This is a genomic window from Caldicellulosiruptoraceae bacterium PP1 (genome assembly GCA_041320695.1).
In the GTDB taxonomy this organism is placed as follows: domain Bacteria; phylum Bacillota; class Thermoanaerobacteria; order Caldicellulosiruptorales; family Caldicellulosiruptoraceae; genus JBGGOQ01.
The window spans coordinates 640,975-661,469 of record JBGGOQ010000001.1 but is presented as its reverse complement, the minus strand read 5'-3'; the positions used below and the strand labels follow the sequence as shown (position 1 = coordinate 661,469).

The following is a 20,495-nucleotide window of genomic DNA, read 5'->3' as shown; positions in this document are numbered from 1 at the left end:
CGGTTCTGCTAGTTAGCAGAACCGTATTATTCTGTAAAATCTTTTCTCATCACAATCCATCTACCTTGTGGATCAGATGACATTCCAATGTGATAAAATCCGAATTTTTTATAAAGCTTAATGGCACTTATATTATCAGGTCTTACCTCAAGCTTTACAGCTTTAACACCTTTTTCTTTTAAAACATTTAATCCGGCCTCAACTAAACTACTTCCTATACTTTTTCCTCTATAATCCTTTAATATTCCTATTGATAAAATTTGAGCAGTAACATCAGTTGCATTTATTTTTTGAAATTTATAAAAATCAAGTTTGTTGGAGGCTATTTTTTTAATAGGGAATAATCCAAATCCATAAAGTCCTAAAAACCATTTAAAAGCCCATTTTAAAAATGAAAATGTAATAATTGTATTAGTCCAAATTCTTTTAATATTAGTAATAACACATATATATCCAACAACTTGATTATCAATTTGATAAACTAAAAAACCATCAGGTTCAGATAGTAACACAATTCTAAAAATATCTTCAATTGCGTTGTTTTTAATAGTATTATTGAAGTAAAAATTAATACTTTCGGGAAATGATTCTCTAAAAATTAAAGCAACTTTTTCTAAATCCTTTTTTGTAGCTTTTCTTATCAAATTATATCACCATAATTTTTTTATTATTTTTATTATATTTTTTTATACCTTATATGTAAAGATAAAGAATAATTATAAACATAGAAAATAGTAAACTTTTATGATAAAATAATATAGAATTTATGTTTGCTTAGGGGGTTAAAATTGAGAGTAATTGGAATTGATCCAGGCATAGCATTAACAGGTTATGCAATTGTTGATTATAAAAATGGACAATATCGTGTTATCGAGTATGATAAAATTGAAACATTGCCAAATATGAGAAAATCACAAAGGCTTTTTGCCATTCATAACAGATTATCCGACATAATTTCAAAATATAATCCTGATGTTGCTGCAATTGAGGAATTGTTTTTTAATAAAAATGCCAAAACAGTAATAACAGTAGGAGAATCGAGAGGAGTAATAATACTTAGCTTTGTTGAGAAGGGGATACCTATTTATGAATATACACCTTTACAAGTTAAACAATCAATAACTGGTTATGGAAGAGCGACAAAAGTTCAAATTCAGAATGTGGTAAAAATGTTACTAAACCTTAAAGAAGTTCCTAAACCAGATGATGTTGCAGATGCTTTAGCTGTTAGCATATGCCATTTAAACAATGCTACTTCTTTAATTAGCCAGGAGGAACAAATATGATTGAAGCAATTAATGGTAAAGTTGAAAACGTATATAATAATATTGCAATTGTTCGTATTGGGAATATTTATTTTAGAATGTTCTGTAATTATAATAAATTTTCAAAAATTATTGGTAAGGAACATCTTATTTATACATATCTTAAATGGGTTGAAACATTAGGAGAGATTGAATTATATGGATTTTTGGATAAAGAGGAAAGAGAGCTGTTTTTAAAGTTGCAAAAAGTAAGTGGGATAGGATCCAAACTTGCACTTAATATACTTTCTAATGTTCCTTATGAAAAACTTACAATAGATATTGCAAAAGGTGTTACCTCAGAGATAGAAAAGGTAAAAGGTGTTGGTAAAAAGACTGCTGCTAAGATTATTGTTGAGTTGAAAGAAAGTTTTAAAAAAGAATTTACTGATAGTTCAGAAAACAAAAAGACTGATATTATGGTTAATAGTGATTATGAAGATGTTAAACTAGCTCTTTATTCTTTGGGATTTTCTAAGGAACAAGTATTATCTGTTATTAATAAATTAGATAAAGATTTAGATGTTGAAGAAGCTATTAAACAATCACTTAAAATGTTATCAAAAATTTAAATAAGGATGAGTTGGAATGGAGCGTTTTTTTAATAATAATATTCAAATGAATGAGCTAAATGATGAAAACTTTTTACGACCAACTAAATTAGATGATTATATAGGTCAGGATAGAGTAAAAAATCAAATTAAGATTTTTATTGAGGCAGCAAAGAAAAGAAATGAACCCATGGACCATATCTTATTGTATGGACCTCCAGGACTTGGTAAAACCACTTTAGCCAATATTATTGCACATGAAATGAACTCTGATATAAAAATTACTTCTGGGCCTGCCATAGAAAAATCAGGTGATCTTGTAGCCATACTTACTAACATTGGTGAAAACAATATACTATTTATTGATGAAATCCATAGGTTAAATAGAGTAATAGAAGAGGTTCTTTATCCCGCTATGGAGGATATGAAGGTTGATATAATAATTGGAAAAGGGCCCTCTGCAAAAACAATAAGATTAAATATACCAAGATTTACTTTAATAGCAGCTACTACACGAGCGGGATTAATATCATCTCCTCTAAGAGATAGATTTGGAATTATTCAAAGACTTGATTACTATTCAATTGAGAATTTGACTGAGATTATTTTAAGATCTGCTCAAATATTAAATATTGGTATTGATGTTGAGGCTGCTAAAGAAATTGCTAAAAGATCAAGGGGAACACCAAGAATTGCAAATAGATTATTAAGAAGAGTAAGAGATTATGCTATGGTAAAGTATAATAGTATTCTAAATATTGGTGTTGCAGAAGAAGCATTAAATGTTTTTGAAATTGATCAGTATGGATTAGATACAGTAGATAGGAAATTGCTTGAAACAATAATCTACACTTTTAACGGTGGGCCTGTTGGTTTGTCAACATTAGCTGCTTGTATTAGCGAAGATGAAGGGACTATTGAGGATATATATGAGCCATATCTTCTACAAGAAGGATTTTTACAAAAAACACCAAGAGGTAGGATTGCAACAGAAAAAGCAGTTCTTCATATTTCTGAAATTAAATTTGGAGGGAAAAAATTGTGAAAATACTAATGCATACATGTTGTGGACCATGTGCTGTTTATCCACTTGAAGTAATTAATAGTGAAAATCATGATGTTTGCGGTTACTTTTATAATAATAATATTCATCCTTGGACTGAATATAAAAGCAGGTTAGATGCTGCAAAAAAACTTTACGATTATTTAAATATTGATTTTTTCATTGAAGATGATTATGACATTGAAGGATTTTTAAGTAATGTTGCCCTAAACCCCAAAAATAGATGTAACTATTGTTATGCTAATAGATTAGAAAAAACCGCAATTTATGCAAAAAATAATGGTTTTGATGCATTTACTACTTCACTGTTAGTAAGTCCTTATCAAAAACATGAACTTATAAAAACAATAGGTGAAAGAATAGCTGAGAAATATAATATTCGATTTTTCTATAGAGATTTTAGACCAGGTTATTGGCAAGGACGTAAAAAAGCAAAAGAATTAGGACTTTACATGCAAAAATACTGTGGTTGCATATATAGTGAAAAAGAAAGATATCTTAATAAATAGGAGGGTGTTTCAAAAATATAATTGATCACCCTCTTTTTACATATTTTGACGTTTAATATTTATCTTTAATAACACTTAATATTATCAATATGTTTTTGATCTGTCTATTCATGCTTCATACAATGCATTATAACGTGTAATAATATATACGTAAAAAAAGTAAAAAATATATGCAACAAAATTGAAATATTATCTTGTTTATCACCAAATTTATAAAAAATTCATAAAAATTAAACGGATTGCAATATTATATTATGTGAATTATATAATATAACTATTAATATAACAATATTGTTTTAAATCACAAAATGTTATATAATAACAATATAATCTTAACAAAATGGGTAAAATTAAAGTGCATAATAATGTTTTATTAAAGGAGTGATGTTTATGAATAATGTTAATTTTTCAAAAAGAGTGTTATCTTTGTCACTCTTATTAATCTTTTTATTTAATATTGGCTTTACATATGCATCATCTAACAAGGCAACAACTAATAATCAACAAAAGCCTGTTATAATTACTTTAGAGGCAGAGAAATTTAAAATGTTTGACTCGGTTATAAAAAAATCTCTTAAAGGTTTTAGTGGAATTGGCTATGTTGAATTTACATCAGGAGGATTTTCTTCTATTACTACTGAAATTAACATAACAAAATCAGCAGATTATATTATTCAAATCCAAGATTATCTTTTAAAAGGTAAATCTATCCCTATTTTTGAAATATATATTGACTTTGAATTGGTAGGTAAAATGAAACCTTCTCAAATAAATAAATTTGGTATAGATACTTTATACAAAAAAGTATATATTAAACAAGGTAAACATACATTAGCAATAATAATGAAAGGAGATTATGGTATTATAGATAAAGTTATGTTAGAAGAATTAAATGCAACAAATAAAGCAAAACTAACAATTAAACCTAAATTAGTTACTCCAAATCCTCACCCAAATGCTGTTAAATTGATGGAGTATTTAACAAGCATATATGGATCAAAAATACTTTCAGGGCAGCAAGTTTATGAGCAATTAAATGAAATAAATATTATATACAGAGAAACTGGTAAACTACCTGCAGTTCTTGGACTTGACTTTATTGATTATTCTCCATCGAGGGTAGAACATGGAGCAAAAAGTAGTATGACCGATTTGGCAATTAAATGGTGGAAAAGCAATGGTATTGTTACATTCTGTTGGCACTGGAATGCACCTATGAATTTAATTGACTCACAAGATAAGCCTTGGTGGAGAGGATTTTATACAGATTCAACAACATTTGATTTGAAAAAAGCAATGGACAATAAAAATTCTCAAGAATATAAACTAATAATTAGAGATATTGATACAATAGCAAATGAGCTTAAGAAGCTTCAAAAAGCAGGAGTTCCAGTTTTATGGAGACCTCTGCATGAAGCATCTGGTGGTTGGTTCTGGTGGGGTGCAAAAGGTCCAGAACCATACAAAAAATTATGGATTCTAATGTTTGACAGATTAGTAAACTACCATAAGTTGAATAACTTAATTTGGGTTTGGAATGGCCAAAATGAGAAATGGTATCCAGGAGACCAGTATGTTGATATAATTGGTGAGGATATATATGACGGTGAAAGAAACTACTCAAGTAAAAAAGAAAGATTTATAAATGCTTTAGCTTATTCATCAACTCCCAAAATAATTACTTTATCTGAAACAGGAACAATACCTGATCCAGATCTTTTAAAATCAGAGCGTGTTCCTTGGTCTTGGTTCTGCACTTGGGGTGGAGAATTTGTATATCAAGGAACAGATTATTCAGAAAAATGGACAGAAAAGAAAATGCTAAAAAAGGTATATAATAGTGATTATGTTATTACTAAAGATGAACTTCCTTTTAAAGCTACTGAGAAATTTGATTTAATTTATGAAGAATATATTCCGGAAAATGATAATAATAAGACAGCAAATGATTCTGATACAAATACCCAACAAACTACAGAAGAAAACTTAACTGCAACTGAAAAAAATAACGCTGAAGCCTTATTATTTGGGAACAAGGATATAATATATGACTTTGAAAAAGACACTATGGGTTGGAGCAAGGCTTGGGGTGGAGCTTTTGACAGTGAAAAAATTGTTCCAGTTGAATATTCTAATGATTTAAAAACAAAAAATAATGTTGGTTCTTTAAAGGTATATACAAATTATTCTGGTGGAGATTGGGAAGAAGCTAATATTTCTGTTACTTTTAAAAAAGATGGAAGCAAATTTGATTTGTCAAAATATAAAAAAATTGAATATGATGTTTATTTGCCTGATCCTAATAACTGGTCCAAAGATGGAATATTAAAAATTGGTTCAGCTTTGAATAACAAATGGGCAGATATAGGAGATTTTGTTGATTATGTTGTCCCAGAAATCAAAGATAAGAAAACAATAAATGGAGTTGAGTATGCTGTAATCCATAGGGTAGATCAATTTAAAGATGGAGTTGATAGAGCAAATAGCACAAATCTTGTTATCAGATTTGGTTCATGGAAGCTTATTTATAAAGGGCCAATATACATTGATAATATTAAGGTAAGCTTAAATTAATTAAAAAGTTAGTCAGAGATAGCTTATTGCTATCTTTGACTAATTTTATATACTAAAAATTAATATGCGAGGACGGTGTAAATATGAGTAATAATATAGTTTTATTTAGAGATGAAATAAAAGGTGAGATTCTATCAATATTAGAGTTTTGGGGAAGATATACTTACGATAAAAACTTACCTGGTTTTACTGGTTTTATTGATAATTTTATGAACATAAATAAGAATGCCAATAAAGGTGGAATTTTAAATTCTCGTATACTTTGGACTTTTAGTAGAGCATATAATATATTTAATGACGAGAGGTATATTTCAATTGCCACACATGCTTTTAATTTTCTAAAGGACTATCTTTACGATAGTAAATACAAAGGAATTTATTGGGTTGTTGATGAAAACTTAGAACCATTAGATTTTAATAAACATATATATAATCAAGCCTTTGCTATATATGCATTAAGCGAGTATTATATGGCTACTCGAAATAAGATAGCATTAGATTTAGCTTATGAAATCTTTGATAAAATTGAATATAATGCTTTTGATAATGTTAATGGAGGATACTTTGAGTTTCTTGATAGAAAATGGAATACTATTACTTATATATATGGTTTAGAAAGCTTACCATATATGCAAAAAAAGATACATAATACTCACTTACACCTATTGGAAGCATATAATAATTTCTTAAAAGCTACAAGAGATACAAAAGTGGAAAAGAGTTTATTACATTTAGTGGATATTTTATTGAATAAAATGCTAAGAAAAGAAATATTCCATTTTGGTGCATTTTTTGATAGTAAATTTAACCTTATTGATACAACTATTTCCTATGGCCATGATATTGAATCAAGTTGGTTAATTTGGGAAACTGCTGAGATAATAGGAGATAATAATCTAAAAAATTCTATAAAAGATATTATAATAAAAGTGGCTGATATAACTTTTGAAGAAGGTATTGATAATGAATTTGGCGGAGTATATAGTGAAAAATATGGTAATGTCTTAAATGACAAAAAAGTATGGTGGGTTCAAAGCGAAGCAGTAATTGGATTTCTTAATGCATTCCAATTAACAGGTGATAGAAAATATTTTGATGCTTCTATAAATGTATGGAATTTTATTAAAAGTAAAGTAATAGATAATTCAGACGGATATAGAGAGTGGTATAACGAATTAACACGAGAAGGAAATCCACTTACCCATATGCCAAAAGTTGATTTCTGGAAATGTCCATACCACAACAGTAGAATGTGTTTTGAGGTATTAAATAGAATATAAATCATAATAAATATATCTGAATAAGCCTTAATATTACTAAATGAAGGGGGTAAAATATATAAAATAGATATTTTAGATTTGCCCCCTTTTTCCCATTATAATGATTTATTAGTATTAGGGAGGCTAAACATATAGGTTCATATAAAATAGGTGAATACAATAAACTACTTAAATCTTCTTTGTAATAAAATACATCAAAAAGAATAGTTAATAAAGAAAATAAAAATACTATTATAGTAAAATATTTGATAAGTTTTTTTCTGTCTTGGTAGAATTTATAAAATATAAATATAAGTATTACCCCAAAAGCACCGTAGTCAGTATCAACAAGTTGAGCTATTAAAGCTAGTAAAAAGACTACTTTTATATCATTATTCTTTTTATGTATGTACAAAGATAATAGGCCAAATATAAATGTATATAAGACATTTAATGATGATGTATTAAATGCATATGAAAATGCGAACTGCGATATAATTGCAAATATTGTTAATCTACCTAAATACAATGTAATGTCTCTTGTTTTTAAAAAACCTTCAACAATAAAAAACACAAAAATAGGGAATGCAAGTCTACCTATGATTCTAAAAGTAATAATATCAGGATATATTATAACTCCTATATGATCAATTAACATAAAAAGACATGCTAAGACTTTGAGTTGTGCTGAAGTCATATGTAACCTCCAATATGATATGAATATTATTCATTATATAAAAAAAATAACTAGAACGCTATAATAATTTCATAAAATAAAAATCAAATATTTCATCTTGTATATTGTTAAGATGCATGCTATAATTGTAATGTTGTTTCGCACGCAAAGGTTTATACTGCCGTAGCGGCGATAATTTAATTTGAGGAGGTAATAAAATGTATGCTATAATTGAAACAGGTGGTAAGCAATACAGAGTCCAAGAAGGAGACGTACTAAAGGTTGAAAAGCTAAATGCTGGAAATGATAGTATTGTAAAAATTGACAAGGTTTTAGCAGTATCTACCCAAGATGGACTTGTTGTAGGGAAACCATATGTTGATGGTGCTTTTGTTGAAGCAAAGGTATTAGAAACTGCAAAAGACAAAAAGGTTGTAGTTTTCAATTATAAATCTAAGACTGGTTACCACAGAACATTAGGACATCGTCAATATTATACAAAGATTCAAATTGTAAAAATTTCAAAATAAGATGATTAAAGCTGTATTTTATAAAGACAACAAGGGGAATTTTACAAAACTTGTTGTTCAAGGGCATAGTGGCTTTGATATTGAAGGAAAAGATATTGTTTGTGCTGCAGCCTCTGGTATTTTACTTACAAATGTAAATGGATGTATTGAGGTTGTTGGTATTAAGCATAGGTTAATACAAGATAAAGGCTATTTACTTTTTGAAATTAATGAAACAAACAATACAAAAATAGAAAGATGTAATGTTTTATTAGAAACTACTTTAATTGGATTAAAAGAATTAATGCAACAATATCCTAAAAATGTTTATGTGGAGGTGAATTAACATGATATTAAGATTTGATATTCAGCTTTTTGCTCATAAAAAAGCAGGTGGCTCAACAAGAAACGGAAGAGACAGCGAATCAAAGAGACTTGGTGTTAAAAGATCTGATGGTCAATTTGTTTTAGCAGGTAACATTTTAGTAAGACAAAGGGGAACAAAATATCATCCAGGTAAGAATGTTGGTATAGGAAAAGATGATACATTATTTGCTTTAGAGACAGGCTATGTAAAGTTTGAAACAAACAGACTTGGAAAGAAAGTTGTATCAATAGTTCCTGAAAATCAAGCAACCTTTGTTCAATAAAAGACTAATTTAAGAGGCAAACTAAAATGTTTGTCTCTTTTTTATTATGTATATGGAGGGATAAGATGTTTGCTGATTACGCAAAGATTTATATAAAGGCTGGCGATGGTGGAGATGGTATTGTTGCTTTCAGAAGAGAAAAATATGTTCCAGCAGGTGGTCCAGCAGGTGGTGATGGTGGCAAAGGTGGAGATGTAATATTTATTGCTGATAGAGAACTAAATACACTTTTAGACTTTAAATATAAAAGGCATTACAAAGCTGAGAATGGTGAAAAAGGCGGCCCTAATAATATGCATGGCAAAGACGGAGAAGACCTTATAATAAAGGTGCCAGTTGGGACTGTTATAAAAGATGAGCAAACTGGTGATGTAATTGCTGACTTAAGCATAGAAGGGGATAAAGCAATAGTTGCTCATGGAGGAAGAGGAGGTAGAGGAAACACTCATTTTGCTACTCCTACAAGGCAAGTTCCTCGATTTTCAGAGGTTGGAGAAAAGGGAGATGAAATGTGGGTAATATTAGAATTAAAGTTAATAGCCGATGTAGGACTTATAGGATTTCCAAACGTAGGTAAATCAACCTTCTTATCAATTGCAACAAATGCAAAGCCTGAAATTGCAAATTATCCATTTACAACAAAACAACCTAATTTAGGTATTGTTTATATTGATAGTGGAGAAAGTTTTGTATTAGCAGATATTCCTGGCCTAATTGAAGGTGCTTCTCAGGGAGCAGGGTTAGGATATTATTTTTTAAGACATATAGAAAGAACAGATGTTTTGATTCATGTTGTTGATGTATCTGGTATTGAAGGTAGAGAACCAATTGACGATTTTATAAAAATAAATAATGAATTAAAACAATACAGCACTGAACTTAGTAAAAAACCTCAAATTGTTGCAGCTAATAAAATGGACTTACCAGATGCTCAGGGATATTACGAATTTTTCAAAAGTGAAATAGAAAAAATAGGATATGAAGTTTATCCAATATCAGCAGCAACTAATTTTGGAATAAAAGAAGTTGTACAAAGAGCATATGAAATTTTGAAACAAGTTAGAAAAGAAAAAGATTTTGAGTCAGATAAAAAACCTCGAACCTTTGTATATTATAAAAAGAAAGAAGAAAAGCCAATTAGTATAAAAAAGGAAAATGATGTATTTGTTATAGAGGGAACTGTTGTTGAAAAAGTGGCAAGGAATATTGTAATAAATGATTATGATTCTTTTAGATATTTCCAAAACTTTTTAAATGAATTAGGCATTTTTAACAAGCTAAGAGAAATGGGTATAAAAGATGGTGATCTGGTTAGAATTCTTGATGTAGAATTTGAGTATTACGAATAATTGTAACATAATTGAAATGAAATAATATGGACAAAATTTTAAGAATGTAGTAAAATCGTGGTATAAAAAATAAATCTAAAAAAGGTTTGGAGGTTTATCTTTTCAATATGGAATGCATCAATTGTGGAAATTGTAAAGCAGGGAATAGTGCGTACTTTTGTTTTAAAGAAAATGGATTTGTAGTTGATTCAAATCAATCAAAGGTAGTTGAAAAGGTAAGAAGCGGTTGGAAAAAGGGGGATCCTGAATACGAAAAGCAGCGTAGAAAATCCAGAAAAGAAGTGGAAGTTTAAGAATATACAGGCAGAAAGACCATTCTTTCTGCCTTTTTAAGTTTAATAAAGGAGTTGGTTTTATGATAACATCAAAGCAAAGATCAATTTTAAGAGCAATGGCTAACGACTTCAGTTCCATTATTCATATAGGGAAAGAAGGAATAACTAATGAGGTATTAAAACAAATTGATGACGCTTTAGAAGCAAGAGAATTAATTAAGATATCTCTTGAGAAAAATTCAGATATCTCACCTAAGGATGCAATTAAATCAATTTGTGAAACATTAAACGCAGAACCTGTTCAAGTTATTGGTAGGAAGATTGTGGTATTTAGACAATCTAAAACAAAACCAAGAATACAGATATAATTAGTATAGTATTGACCTTTAAAGTATATTTTGCTATAATAACTGCAATACAAAAAAATAAAACTTCTTATCAAGAGTGGCGGAGGGACTGGCCCAATGAAGCCCGGCAACCGGAAAAATATTTCTTGGTGCTAATTCCAGCAGGTTTATCACCTGGCAGATAAGAAGTGCTAAAAAGTTAAAGTCTTCTTAGCATCTTATCTGCAAGAAGACTTTTTTATTTTATGAAAGGAGAGTAATTAAAATGGAAAGAAGATTTGGATTTGATACTATTCAAGTGCATGGAGGACACGAGATTGATTCATCAAAATCAAGGGCAGTACCTATTTATCAAACAACATCATATATTTTTGAAACTCCTGAAGAGGCAGCAGACTTATTTGCACTTAAAAAAGTAGGAAATATTTATACCAGATTAGGTAATCCAACAGTTGATGTGTTTGAAAAAAGGATGAGCCTTCTTGAAGGTGGTGTTGGTGCTGTTGCTACATCATCTGGGCAAGCTGCTATAACATACTCAATTTTAAATATTGCAAAAAGCGGAGATGAAATAGTAGCTGCAAGTACATTGTATGGAGGAACATTTACATTATTATCTCATACCTTCAAGAAATTTGGTATTAATGTTAGATTTGTTGATCCAGATAACGTGGAAAATTTTGAAAAAGCAATTAATGAAAAAACTAAAGCAATATTTTTAGAAACATTAGGCAATCCAAATATAAACATACCTGATATCGAGGAAATAGCAAAAATAGCACATTCCAACAATATACCACTAATTGTTGACAATACATTTGCTACACCTTATTTATTTAGACCATTTGATTTTGGAGCAGATATTGTTGTTTATTCTGCTACAAAATTTTTGGGTGGGCATGGAACTTCAATTGCTGGAATTGTTATAGATTCTGGTAAATTTGATTGGAACAAAGAGAAATTCCCTGAGTTAAATGAGCCTGATCCAAGCTATCATGGTCTTAATTATAAAGAAGCATTTAAAGAAGGTGCTTATATAGCAAAACTTAGGCTTAATCTACTAAGAGATGTAGGTGCGTGCCTTTCACCATTTAATGCTTTCTTACTTTTATTAGGTCTTGAAACATTATCTCTAAGGATGAAAAAACATGTTGATAATGCAATAAAACTTGCTGAATATCTAAATAAACATCCAAAAGTAGAATGGGTAAACTATCCTTATTTAGCTGATAATAAATATCATAGTTTATACAAAAAGTATCTTCCAAAAGGCCCAGGTGCTATTTTTACTTTTGGACTAAAGGGCGGATATGATGCTGCAAAAAAAGTGATAGAATCAGTACAATTATTCTCACATTTAGCCAATGTTGGCGATGCAAAATCTTTAATAATACACCCAGCTTCAACAACACATCAACAATTGAGCCAAGAAGAACAAAAAATGGCAGGGGTAAAACCAGAAATGATTAGAGTATCAATAGGTATTGAAGAAATTGACGATTTAATATATGATATTGACAATGCATTAAATAAAGTATAATTTTTAGCTGGGGGTAAATTAGTTGCAAGATTGTTTCTTTTATGAAGAAGGTTACAAAAAATATGTAAGATTTGCTCAAAATAAAGATTTTAAGCTCGAAAGTGGTAAATACTTTGGACCAATTGATGTTGCATATGAAACATATGGAACTATTAATGATAAAAAAAATAATATTATTTTAATAACACATGCATTAACTGGCGATTCTCATGTTGCAAAACACTCAGAAGAAGATGAAAAACTTGGTTGGTGGGATAAATTTGTAGGGCCAGGTAAGATATTCGATACAAATAAATATTTCATTATTTGTTCAAATGTTTTGGGCGGTTGTCAAGGGACAACTGGCCCATCCTCTATTTCTGAGGATGGGAAACCTTATGGAATTAGATTTCCAATAATTACAATAAAGGATATGGTTAATGTTCAAAAAAAACTTTTGGATTGCTTAAATATTGAGCATATTCATTGTGTAGTAGGTGGGTCAATGGGAGGTATGCAGGCACTTGAGTGGGCAGTAAGCTATCCAGATTTTATGGATGGAGTAATTAATATAGCATCTCCTTTAAGACTTAATCCTCAATCAATAGCATTTAATGAGGTTATGCGAAGAGCAATTATGTCAGATCCGAATTGGAAAAACGGAGATTACTATGGAGATGATATCCCACAAAATGGGTTATCAATAGCTCGAATGATAGGCATGATAACATACCAAAGCGATGTATTAATGGAGAAAAAATTTAATAGACGAACAAAAGACCCAATAGAGACATTTTTTGATTCATTTAATACAGAATTTGAGGTAGAAAGTTATTTACATTATCAGGGATTAAAGTTAGTTCAAAGATTTGATGCAAACACCTATTTATATCTAACGCGAGCAATGGATCTTTTTGATTTTGAAAGAGAATATGGAAGTATTGAAAATGCATTAAAAAGAATCAAAGCAAAATTTTTATTAGTTGCTATTACATCTGATATTCTATTTCCGCTTTCTCAAATGAGACAAACAAGAGATGAGCTACTAAAATATGGTGTTAAACTGTACTACAATGAGATAGAATCAGATTATGGGCATGATTCCTTTTTGGTGGAAGACAATAAATTTAGACCAATATTAAGTGACTTTCTAGATGAATTAGATAAATAGGGAGTTGATTTAATGCAAATAACTATTCTTGGTTCTGTTGGTCCCTATCCAGGAAAAGATTTAGCTACATCAGGTTATTTTATTAAATGCAATAATAAAGGTATTTTATTAGAATGTGGTAGTGGTGTAATTTCAAAATTTCTCAAATATTTTGATTTTGAGCAAATAGATTTTATTATTTGTTCACATTTACATTCTGATCACATTTCTGATTTAGGTGTTTTAAAATACTATTTTGCATCAAAAAACAAAAAAATAGACCTTTATATTCCAAGTGAACCTATTGACGAATTAAATCAATTAAAAAAGGGTGTTTATAATATAAAGCCAATTGAAGAAAATCTTTCTTTTAACATTAATGATATACAAATTGATTTTTTACAAGGAATCCATCCTTATAAAAGTTATGCAGTTTCTGTAGTTTATAATAATAAAAAATTTGTATTTTCGTCTGACACAGGTTATTTTGATAATTTAATTGATTTTTGTAAAGATTCTGACCTTTTATTAATGAATTCATGCTACAAAGATATAGACTTAGAAAAAATTAGCCAAGATAAAAGATTTCATTTATCGCCTTCACAAGCTGCTAAAATTGCTAAAGAATCTAACTCAATTCAACTTTGCCTAACTCATTTTAAGCCTGAACATGATAGAATTGAACAGCTAAAATGTGCTAAAAATATATTTGAAAATACTATCATTGCAACCGAAGGTAAGTGCATAGAATTATAAAAAAGTATTTGAGGTATATAAAATGTTTGCTGATGCACATAATGATACATTAACACTTGCATTTAAAGAAAAAAAAGATTTGATGAAAAATGATTTGCATTTTGATTTTGAAAGAGCAAAAAAAATAGGGTTGTTATTTCAAAATATGGCAGTATGGCAAGATACAAAATATAATAATTATGATATGGTAGGATATGCCATAAACCTTGCAAAACAATTAGATAGATATGATGCTATTAATATTTTTACAGGTTGTAAATTTGATGTTGAAAAAATAAATGTTTTATTAAGTATTGAAGATATTGCCATAATTAATGAAATAGATCAGTTATATTTATTAAAAGATGCAAATTATAGACTTGCTACGTTAACTTGGAACCATAAAACACATATAGCGGGAGGGGCATTCACAAATCAAGGGCTTTCAAGGTTTGGTGAAGATGTATTAAAACAACTGCTTAAATTAGATTTTATTGTAGATCTATCTCATGCATCTTATAAAACTTTTTATGATGCTGTAAATATAATTTATAAGCCATTTATTGTTTCTCATTCAAATAGTTATTCTTTATGTAATCATGTTAGAAATTTAAAAGACGATCAGATAAAAATAATAAAGGAATATAAGGGGCTTATTGGGATAAACTTTTATAAGCCCTTTTTGAATGCCACTAATAACTCAACAATTGTTGATATTATTAATCATATAAAATATATAGCTGATATTATTGGAACTGATTACATTTGTTTTGGAAGTGATTTTGATGGTGCATTTGAATTTCCTGAAAATATTAATGGTATTGAAAGTTTAGAAATAATAAAAGAATATTTACAAGAATCTGGTTTTACTCAAAAAGAAGTGGAACAAATATGTTATAAAAACCTTATCAATTTTGTTAAAGGTTACTATAATATAAAATGAAATTTTTACATTTAAAACTTGCGAAATAACATTAAAAAAACCTATAAATTGTAACAAAATAATTGAAAAATGCATATAAATATGATATAGTATTGCAAAAAGAACTAAGGAGATGACACATAAGTATGAAGTATTCAGAAAAGGCAATGAATGTTTCACCTTCACCTACATTATCAATAGATAGTTTGGCTAAAAAAATGAAAGAAGCTGGCGAAGATGTTATTGGCTTTGGTGCAGGTGAACCTGATTTTGATACTCCAAATAATATAAAATATGCTGCAATTGATGCAATCATTAGAGGATACACCAAATATACACCAGTTGCAGGCATACCAAAACTAAAAGAAGCTATTGTAAATTACTATGAAACAAACTATAATTTAAAATATACACCAAACCAGGTTGTAGTAAGCAATGGAGCAAAGCACTCATTAATGAATGTTTTTTTTGCAATACTTAATAAAGATGATGAGGTACTATTACCTTCACCGTATTGGGTAACATATCCTGAACTCATAAAACTTGCAGATGGTAAAGCAATAGAAATTCCAACAACTAAAGAGACTAATTTTAAAATAAACAAACAATTATTAGAAAATTATACTTCAAATAAGACCAAAGCACTTGTTTTAAATTCTCCATCAAATCCAACTGGAATGGTTTATACATATGAAGAATTAAAAGATATTGTCGAATTTTGTGTTGAAAAGGAGATATTTATAATATCTGATGAAATATATGACAAACTTATTTATGATAATTATACACATGTATCTCCAGCCGTATTTAGTGAAAAAGCAAAAGAATTAACTATTATAGTAAATGGTGTTTCAAAATCTTATGCTATGACAGGCTGGAGAATTGGATATACCTTATCAAATTTAGAATTAGCAAATATTATGAGTAACTTACAAAGTCATATGACATCTAATCCAAATTCAATAGCACAATATGCAGCCTTAGAAGCTTTAAATGGCAATCAAGATAGTCTTAATAAAATGCTTATTGAATTTTCAAAAAGAAGAGATTTAATTTATAATTTGGTAAACTCAATTGATGGTTTATCAGCATTAAAGCCAAATGGGGCTTTTTATATAATGGTTGATTTGACTAATATTATTGGTAAAAGTTATAATAATCAAGTTATTGATTCAGCAAATACTTTTGCGAAAATTCTTTTAGAAACCAAAAAGGTTGCAGTAGTACCAAGTGAAGGTTTTGGTATTAATAATTTTATTAGATTATCATATGCTACTTCAGAAAAGAATATAATAAATGGTTTAAAAAGAATTGAAGAGTTTATCAAAGAACTTCAATAAATTTCTTAGGAGATGAGATTTTATAAAATGCATGATATATATGAAAGTCCTTTAAATTCAAGATATGCAAGTAATGAAATGAAAAAATTATTTTCTGATGATAATAGATTTAAGCTTTGGAGAAAATTATGGATTGCTTTGGCTGAATCTGAAAAAGAATTAGGGCTCAATATTACAGATGAACAAATTGATGAACTTAAAAAATACGCTGAAGAAATCAATTATGATGTAGCCTTTCAAAAGGAAAAGGAATTAAGACATGATGTTATGGCACATATTCATGCTTATGGTGAACAAGCAAAAAAAGCCAGAGCAATCATTCATTTAGGTGCAACAAGCTGTTTTGTTACTGACAATGCTGATATCATTATAATAAGAGATGCATTATTACTTATTAGAAAAAAACTAGTTAATACAATAAAAGCAGTTGCTGATTTTGCACTGAAGTACAAGGATTTACCCACACTTGGATTTACTCATTTTCAACCAGCACAGCTAACAACTGTTGGAAAACGTGCTATGTTATGGGCACAAGACCTTGTAAATGATTTAGATTATCTTGAATATGTTTTATCTAAAACAGTTTTGCGTGGAGTAAAGGGGACAACAGGAACCCAAGCAAGTTTTATGGCTCTTTTTGAAAACGATGAAAATAAGGTAAAAGAATTAGATAAGCTTGTTTGCAAAAAAATGGGGTTTGAGAATAGCTATCCTTTAACTTCACAAACTTATCCACGAAAGTATGACTTTTTAGTTTTATCATTATTGTCCTCTATTGCTCAAAGTGCTTATAAATTTGCAAATGATATTAGGCTTTTGCAAAGCTTAAAAGAGATTGAGGAACCATTTGAAAAAACACAAGTTGGTTCTTCTGCAATGGCATATAAAAGAAACCCTATGAGATGTGAACGAATATGTGCTTTATCAAGATATGTTATGGTTAATATTCAAAATCCTTTATTTACAGCTTCTGTTCAATGGTTAGAAAGAACATTAGATGATTCTGCAAATAGAAGAATTTCAATACCTGAGGCATTTTTAGCAGTTGATGCAATTTTAAATATATACCATAATGTAGCAAGTGGACTTGTAGTATATGAAAAGATGATAGAAAAGCATATATATGAAGAACTACCATTTATGGCTACCGAAAATATACTTATGGAGGCTGTAAAAAGAGGTGGAGATAGACAAGAATTGCATGAGAAAATTAGAAAATATGCTATGATAGCTGGAGAAAATGTAAAACTAAAAGGCGGTAATAACAATATAATTGAACTTATTGAAAAAGACCCTGAATTTAAACTTTCAAAAGAAGAAATATTAGAAATTTTGAATCCATCAAAATTTATTGGTCGTTGCCCATCACAAGTTAAGGAATACTATGAAGAGTATATTATTCCTATATTGCAAAAACATAATAACTTATTAGATTTCAAATCTGAAGTAAATATATGAATAAAAAAAGAGGCTATTCAACAATATAGAGATAGCCTCTTTTATTTATGTTTGCATTTTGTTTGTAAATTACCCTTTAACAGTCCAGGTTTTTCACTTTTCTGGCACGCCCGGGGGGAGTCGAACCCCCGACCACAGGATTCGAAGTCCTACGCTCTATCCTCTGAGCTACGGGCGTAAAATTACACATGATAAATTATAGCATTTATCACTAATATATACAACATAAAATAAATAATATTGAATTCGAAAATACGTTCTGATATTATTATCTTGAGGTGTTCAATGTGGATATTATTGAGAAGGTTCAAATATTAGGAGCAGGTGCTAAATATGATGTGTCTTGTGCTTCAAGTGGAAGTAAAAGGGAAACTAACGCTGGAATAGGCAATACTTTTAGTGCAGGAATATGTCATACTTGGACTGAAGATGGAAGGTGTGTTTCACTTCTTAAAATCCTTTTTACTAATGAATGTATTTTTGACTGTGCATATTGTATAAATAGAAGAAGTAATGATATTAAAAGAGCCTCATTTACCCCTCAAGAGATTGCAGAACTCACCATTAATTTTTATAAAAGAAATTATATTGAAGGATTATTTTTAAGCTCTGCAATAAAAAATTCACCTGATTGGACAATGGAGATGCTTACTAAAACAGTTGAACTACTAAGAAAAACATATCACTTTAATGGGTATATTCACATAAAAGCTATACCTGGTTCTTCTGAGATTTTATTAAATAAAGCAGGTTTATTAGTTGATAGAATGAGTGTAAATATTGAGCTACCATCTGAAAAAAGCCTAAAACTTTTGGCACCACAGAAAGATAAAGAAAAGTTAATTAAACCAATGAAAATAATAAAAAATGGGATAGAAAAAAGTATTGATGAAAAGAAAAATTTTAAAAAAGCTGCATTATATGTCCCAGCGGGTCAAAGTACTCAGATGATTATTGGTGCTACAAAGGATACAGATTACCAAATTATAAAGCTCTCACAAAATCTTTACAAGAAAATTGGACTAAAAAGGGTATATTATTCTGCATATACCCCTGTTAACAATGACTCCCGAATAGAAAATGTTTCTTCACCACCACTACTAAGAGAACATAGACTTTATCAGGCAGATTGGCTAATTAGAGTGTATAATTTTGATGCTGATGAATTGTTAAATGACAACCAAAATCTACCATTAGAATATGATCCTAAGGTTTTATGGGCCTTAAAAAATTTAGATAAATTTCCTATTGAAATTAATAAATGTTCATACGAGCAATTAATAAGAGTGCCAGGCATTGGTATTAATTCTGCTAAGAGAATAATATCAGCCAGACATTTTCATTCACTTTCATTTGAAGACCTTAAAAAAATTGGAGTTGTTTTGAAAAGAGCTAAATTTTTTATTACATGCAATGGAAAAATGTTTGAAAAAGTAAATTATAACCCTGATATACTTAAATTATTATTAATAGAGAAAGTAGAGAATAAAGAAAACTTATCATATTCTCAGATATCTTTTTTTGAATCTGGAATATTTAAATCAGCAATTACAGGTGAATTATAATGGATGTTTATATATATGATGGAAGTTTTTATGGATTTATAAGTTTAATTTCAATGTTAAATAATAAAAAAGAAAATGTTGATATAAAGAGTATAAAAAATTATCAACCTAATTTTATTGATAATGCTATATATTGCAATACTAATATAAAAGCAGCAAAGCAATTTTTAAAAGATTTTAAACAGCGTTTTGGGAATAATCTATATAATATTTTATTATATTCATTTTTATCAGAAAAACTGGATATTGAAGTTAGTATATATAATTTTATATTACTACTACAAAAAGATGGTGGGAAGATTATCAAAGATTATTCTAACATTTATGTTTATAATGTTTATACAGGATGTAAAAAAACCATGAGAGAGTTCAATAAGTATATAGGACTTTTAAGATTTTCAACCACTAAAAATAATACTTTGGTTGCTATGTTTGCACCAGAGACAAATATATTATATCCAATTTCTTTATTTTTTAAGAAACGTTTTAGCAGTTTTGATTGGATTATTATTGATACTAAGAGAAAAAATATAGCTTTATACAAAAATAAAGTGTTAAAATACATTACAAATAAAAATTTAGAAAAATTAATATATAGCAAAGATGAATTAGATTACAACAAATTATGGAAGAAATATCTTAGTGCCATTACAATAAAAGAGAGAAAAAATTATAAATTGCATGTTCAAAATATGCCCAAAAAATATTGGAAATATTTAGTTGAAAAAAATTAAAAGATG

22 protein-coding genes, 1 tRNA gene and 1 riboswitch are annotated in these 20,495 nt (G+C 28.8%); of the genes, 20 read left to right on the top strand and 3 right to left on the bottom strand.

Annotation, left to right across the window (positions count from 1 at the left end; genetic code table 11):
• Window positions 1–26 precede the first annotated feature (26 nt).
• Window positions 27–644: a GNAT family N-acetyltransferase gene (locus ACAG39_03440; protein MEZ0536289.1), complete on the bottom strand. Its 618-nt coding sequence runs from the start codon at window positions 642–644 to the stop codon at window positions 27–29.
• A 144-nt stretch (window positions 645–788) separates the two neighbouring features.
• On the opposite strand from ACAG39_03440, the gene ruvC reads away from it, so the two are divergent.
• The 6 genes from ruvC (at window position 789) to ACAG39_03410 (ending at window position 7,281) form a co-directional block, all read left to right on the top strand.
• Window positions 789–1,286 carry a crossover junction endodeoxyribonuclease RuvC gene (gene ruvC, locus ACAG39_03435; protein ID MEZ0536288.1) on the top strand — a complete coding sequence of 166 codons (498 nt, stop codon included), beginning with the start codon at window positions 789–791 and terminating at the stop codon, window positions 1,284–1,286.
• Window positions 1,283–1,876, top strand: coding sequence for a Holliday junction branch migration protein RuvA (ruvA, locus tag ACAG39_03430; protein ID MEZ0536287.1), 594 nt, complete (start codon window positions 1,283–1,285; stop codon window positions 1,874–1,876). The genes ruvC and ruvA overlap by 4 nt, the downstream gene beginning before the upstream one ends.
• A gap of 16 nt (window positions 1,877–1,892) precedes the next feature.
• Complete coding sequence (gene ruvB / locus ACAG39_03425; protein MEZ0536286.1) at window positions 1,893–2,900, top strand: Holliday junction branch migration DNA helicase RuvB; 1,008 nt, start codon at window positions 1,893–1,895, stop codon at window positions 2,898–2,900.
• Window positions 2,897–3,427: an epoxyqueuosine reductase QueH gene (locus tag ACAG39_03420; protein MEZ0536285.1), complete on the top strand. Its 531-nt coding sequence runs from the start codon at window positions 2,897–2,899 to the stop codon at window positions 3,425–3,427. The genes ruvB and ACAG39_03420 overlap by 4 nt, the downstream gene beginning before the upstream one ends.
• 390 nt (window positions 3,428–3,817) lie before the next feature.
• Window positions 3,818–6,001 carry a glycosyl hydrolase gene (locus tag ACAG39_03415; GenBank protein ID MEZ0536284.1) on the top strand — a complete coding sequence of 728 codons (2,184 nt, stop codon included), beginning with the start codon at window positions 3,818–3,820 and terminating at the stop codon, window positions 5,999–6,001.
• Between the two features lie 83 nt (window positions 6,002–6,084).
• Window positions 6,085–7,281 (top strand): AGE family epimerase/isomerase, encoded by a 1,197-nt coding sequence (locus ACAG39_03410; GenBank protein MEZ0536283.1) that lies wholly within the window; start codon window positions 6,085–6,087, stop codon window positions 7,279–7,281.
• Between the two features lies 1 nt (window position 7,282).
• On the opposite strand, the gene ACAG39_03405 is transcribed toward ACAG39_03410, so the two are convergent.
• On the bottom strand, window positions 7,283–7,957 hold the full coding sequence (locus ACAG39_03405) for a TraX family protein (protein ID MEZ0536282.1): 675 nt from the start codon (window positions 7,955–7,957) through the stop codon (window positions 7,283–7,285).
• 197 nt (window positions 7,958–8,154) lie between these two features.
• On the opposite strand from ACAG39_03405, the gene rplU reads away from it, so the two are divergent.
• From rplU to purB, 12 genes are all read left to right on the top strand, one after another.
• Complete coding sequence (gene rplU, locus ACAG39_03400; GenBank protein MEZ0536281.1) at window positions 8,155–8,466, top strand: 50S ribosomal protein L21; 312 nt, start codon at window positions 8,155–8,157, stop codon at window positions 8,464–8,466.
• A gap of 1 nt (window position 8,467) precedes the next feature.
• A complete protein-coding gene (locus tag ACAG39_03395) occupies window positions 8,468–8,791 on the top strand; it encodes a ribosomal-processing cysteine protease Prp (protein ID MEZ0536280.1) in 324 nt (107 codons plus the stop codon).
• Between the two features lies 1 nt (window position 8,792).
• The gene (rpmA, locus tag ACAG39_03390; protein MEZ0536279.1) at window positions 8,793–9,095 is read left to right on the top strand and encodes a 50S ribosomal protein L27; all 303 of its coding nucleotides are present in this window, start codon (window positions 8,793–8,795) and stop codon (window positions 9,093–9,095) included.
• Window positions 9,096–9,160: 65 nt separating this feature from the next.
• Entirely contained in the window at window positions 9,161–10,444 is a 1,284-nt protein-coding gene (gene obgE, locus ACAG39_03385; protein ID MEZ0536278.1) for a GTPase ObgE, read from the top strand.
• 107 nt (window positions 10,445–10,551) lie between these two features.
• On the top strand, window positions 10,552–10,737 hold the full coding sequence (locus ACAG39_03380) for a hypothetical protein (protein MEZ0536277.1): 186 nt from the start codon (window positions 10,552–10,554) through the stop codon (window positions 10,735–10,737).
• Between the two features lie 62 nt (window positions 10,738–10,799).
• Window positions 10,800–11,087 carry a YhbY family RNA-binding protein gene (locus ACAG39_03375; GenBank protein MEZ0536276.1) on the top strand — a complete coding sequence of 96 codons (288 nt, stop codon included), beginning with the start codon at window positions 10,800–10,802 and terminating at the stop codon, window positions 11,085–11,087.
• Window positions 11,088–11,151: 64 nt separating this feature from the next.
• Window positions 11,152–11,254, top strand: a riboswitch (SAM riboswitch).
• 77 nt (window positions 11,255–11,331) lie between these two features.
• The gene (locus ACAG39_03370) at window positions 11,332–12,606 is read left to right on the top strand and encodes an O-acetylhomoserine aminocarboxypropyltransferase/cysteine synthase family protein (protein MEZ0536275.1); all 1,275 of its coding nucleotides are present in this window, start codon (window positions 11,332–11,334) and stop codon (window positions 12,604–12,606) included.
• 22 nt (window positions 12,607–12,628) lie between these two features.
• The gene (locus ACAG39_03365; GenBank protein MEZ0536274.1) at window positions 12,629–13,756 is read left to right on the top strand and encodes a homoserine O-acetyltransferase; all 1,128 of its coding nucleotides are present in this window, start codon (window positions 12,629–12,631) and stop codon (window positions 13,754–13,756) included.
• A 12-nt stretch (window positions 13,757–13,768) separates the two neighbouring features.
• Complete coding sequence (locus tag ACAG39_03360; protein MEZ0536273.1) at window positions 13,769–14,491, top strand: MBL fold metallo-hydrolase; 723 nt, start codon at window positions 13,769–13,771, stop codon at window positions 14,489–14,491.
• A 22-nt stretch (window positions 14,492–14,513) separates the two neighbouring features.
• Window positions 14,514–15,413, top strand: a complete 900-nt coding sequence (locus tag ACAG39_03355) for a dipeptidase (protein MEZ0536272.1) — start codon at window positions 14,514–14,516, stop codon at window positions 15,411–15,413.
• A gap of 125 nt (window positions 15,414–15,538) precedes the next feature.
• Window positions 15,539–16,732 carry a pyridoxal phosphate-dependent aminotransferase gene (locus ACAG39_03350; GenBank protein MEZ0536271.1) on the top strand — a complete coding sequence of 398 codons (1,194 nt, stop codon included), beginning with the start codon at window positions 15,539–15,541 and terminating at the stop codon, window positions 16,730–16,732.
• Between the two features lie 27 nt (window positions 16,733–16,759).
• Complete coding sequence (gene purB / locus ACAG39_03345; GenBank protein MEZ0536270.1) at window positions 16,760–18,190, top strand: adenylosuccinate lyase; 1,431 nt, start codon at window positions 16,760–16,762, stop codon at window positions 18,188–18,190.
• Window positions 18,191–18,292: 102 nt separating this feature from the next.
• Here purB and ACAG39_03340 read toward each other — a convergent pair.
• Window positions 18,293–18,368, bottom strand: a tRNA-Arg gene (locus ACAG39_03340).
• A gap of 109 nt (window positions 18,369–18,477) precedes the next feature.
• Here ACAG39_03340 and ACAG39_03335 point away from each other — a divergent pair.
• Both ACAG39_03335 and ACAG39_03330 read left to right on the top strand, forming a co-directional pair.
• The gene (locus ACAG39_03335; protein MEZ0536269.1) at window positions 18,478–19,755 is read left to right on the top strand and encodes a putative DNA modification/repair radical SAM protein; all 1,278 of its coding nucleotides are present in this window, start codon (window positions 18,478–18,480) and stop codon (window positions 19,753–19,755) included.
• Window positions 19,755–20,489: a TIGR03915 family putative DNA repair protein gene (locus ACAG39_03330; GenBank protein MEZ0536268.1), complete on the top strand. Its 735-nt coding sequence runs from the start codon at window positions 19,755–19,757 to the stop codon at window positions 20,487–20,489. Before ACAG39_03335 ends, ACAG39_03330 begins: the two co-directional genes overlap by 1 nt.
• Window positions 20,490–20,495 lie beyond the last annotated feature (6 nt).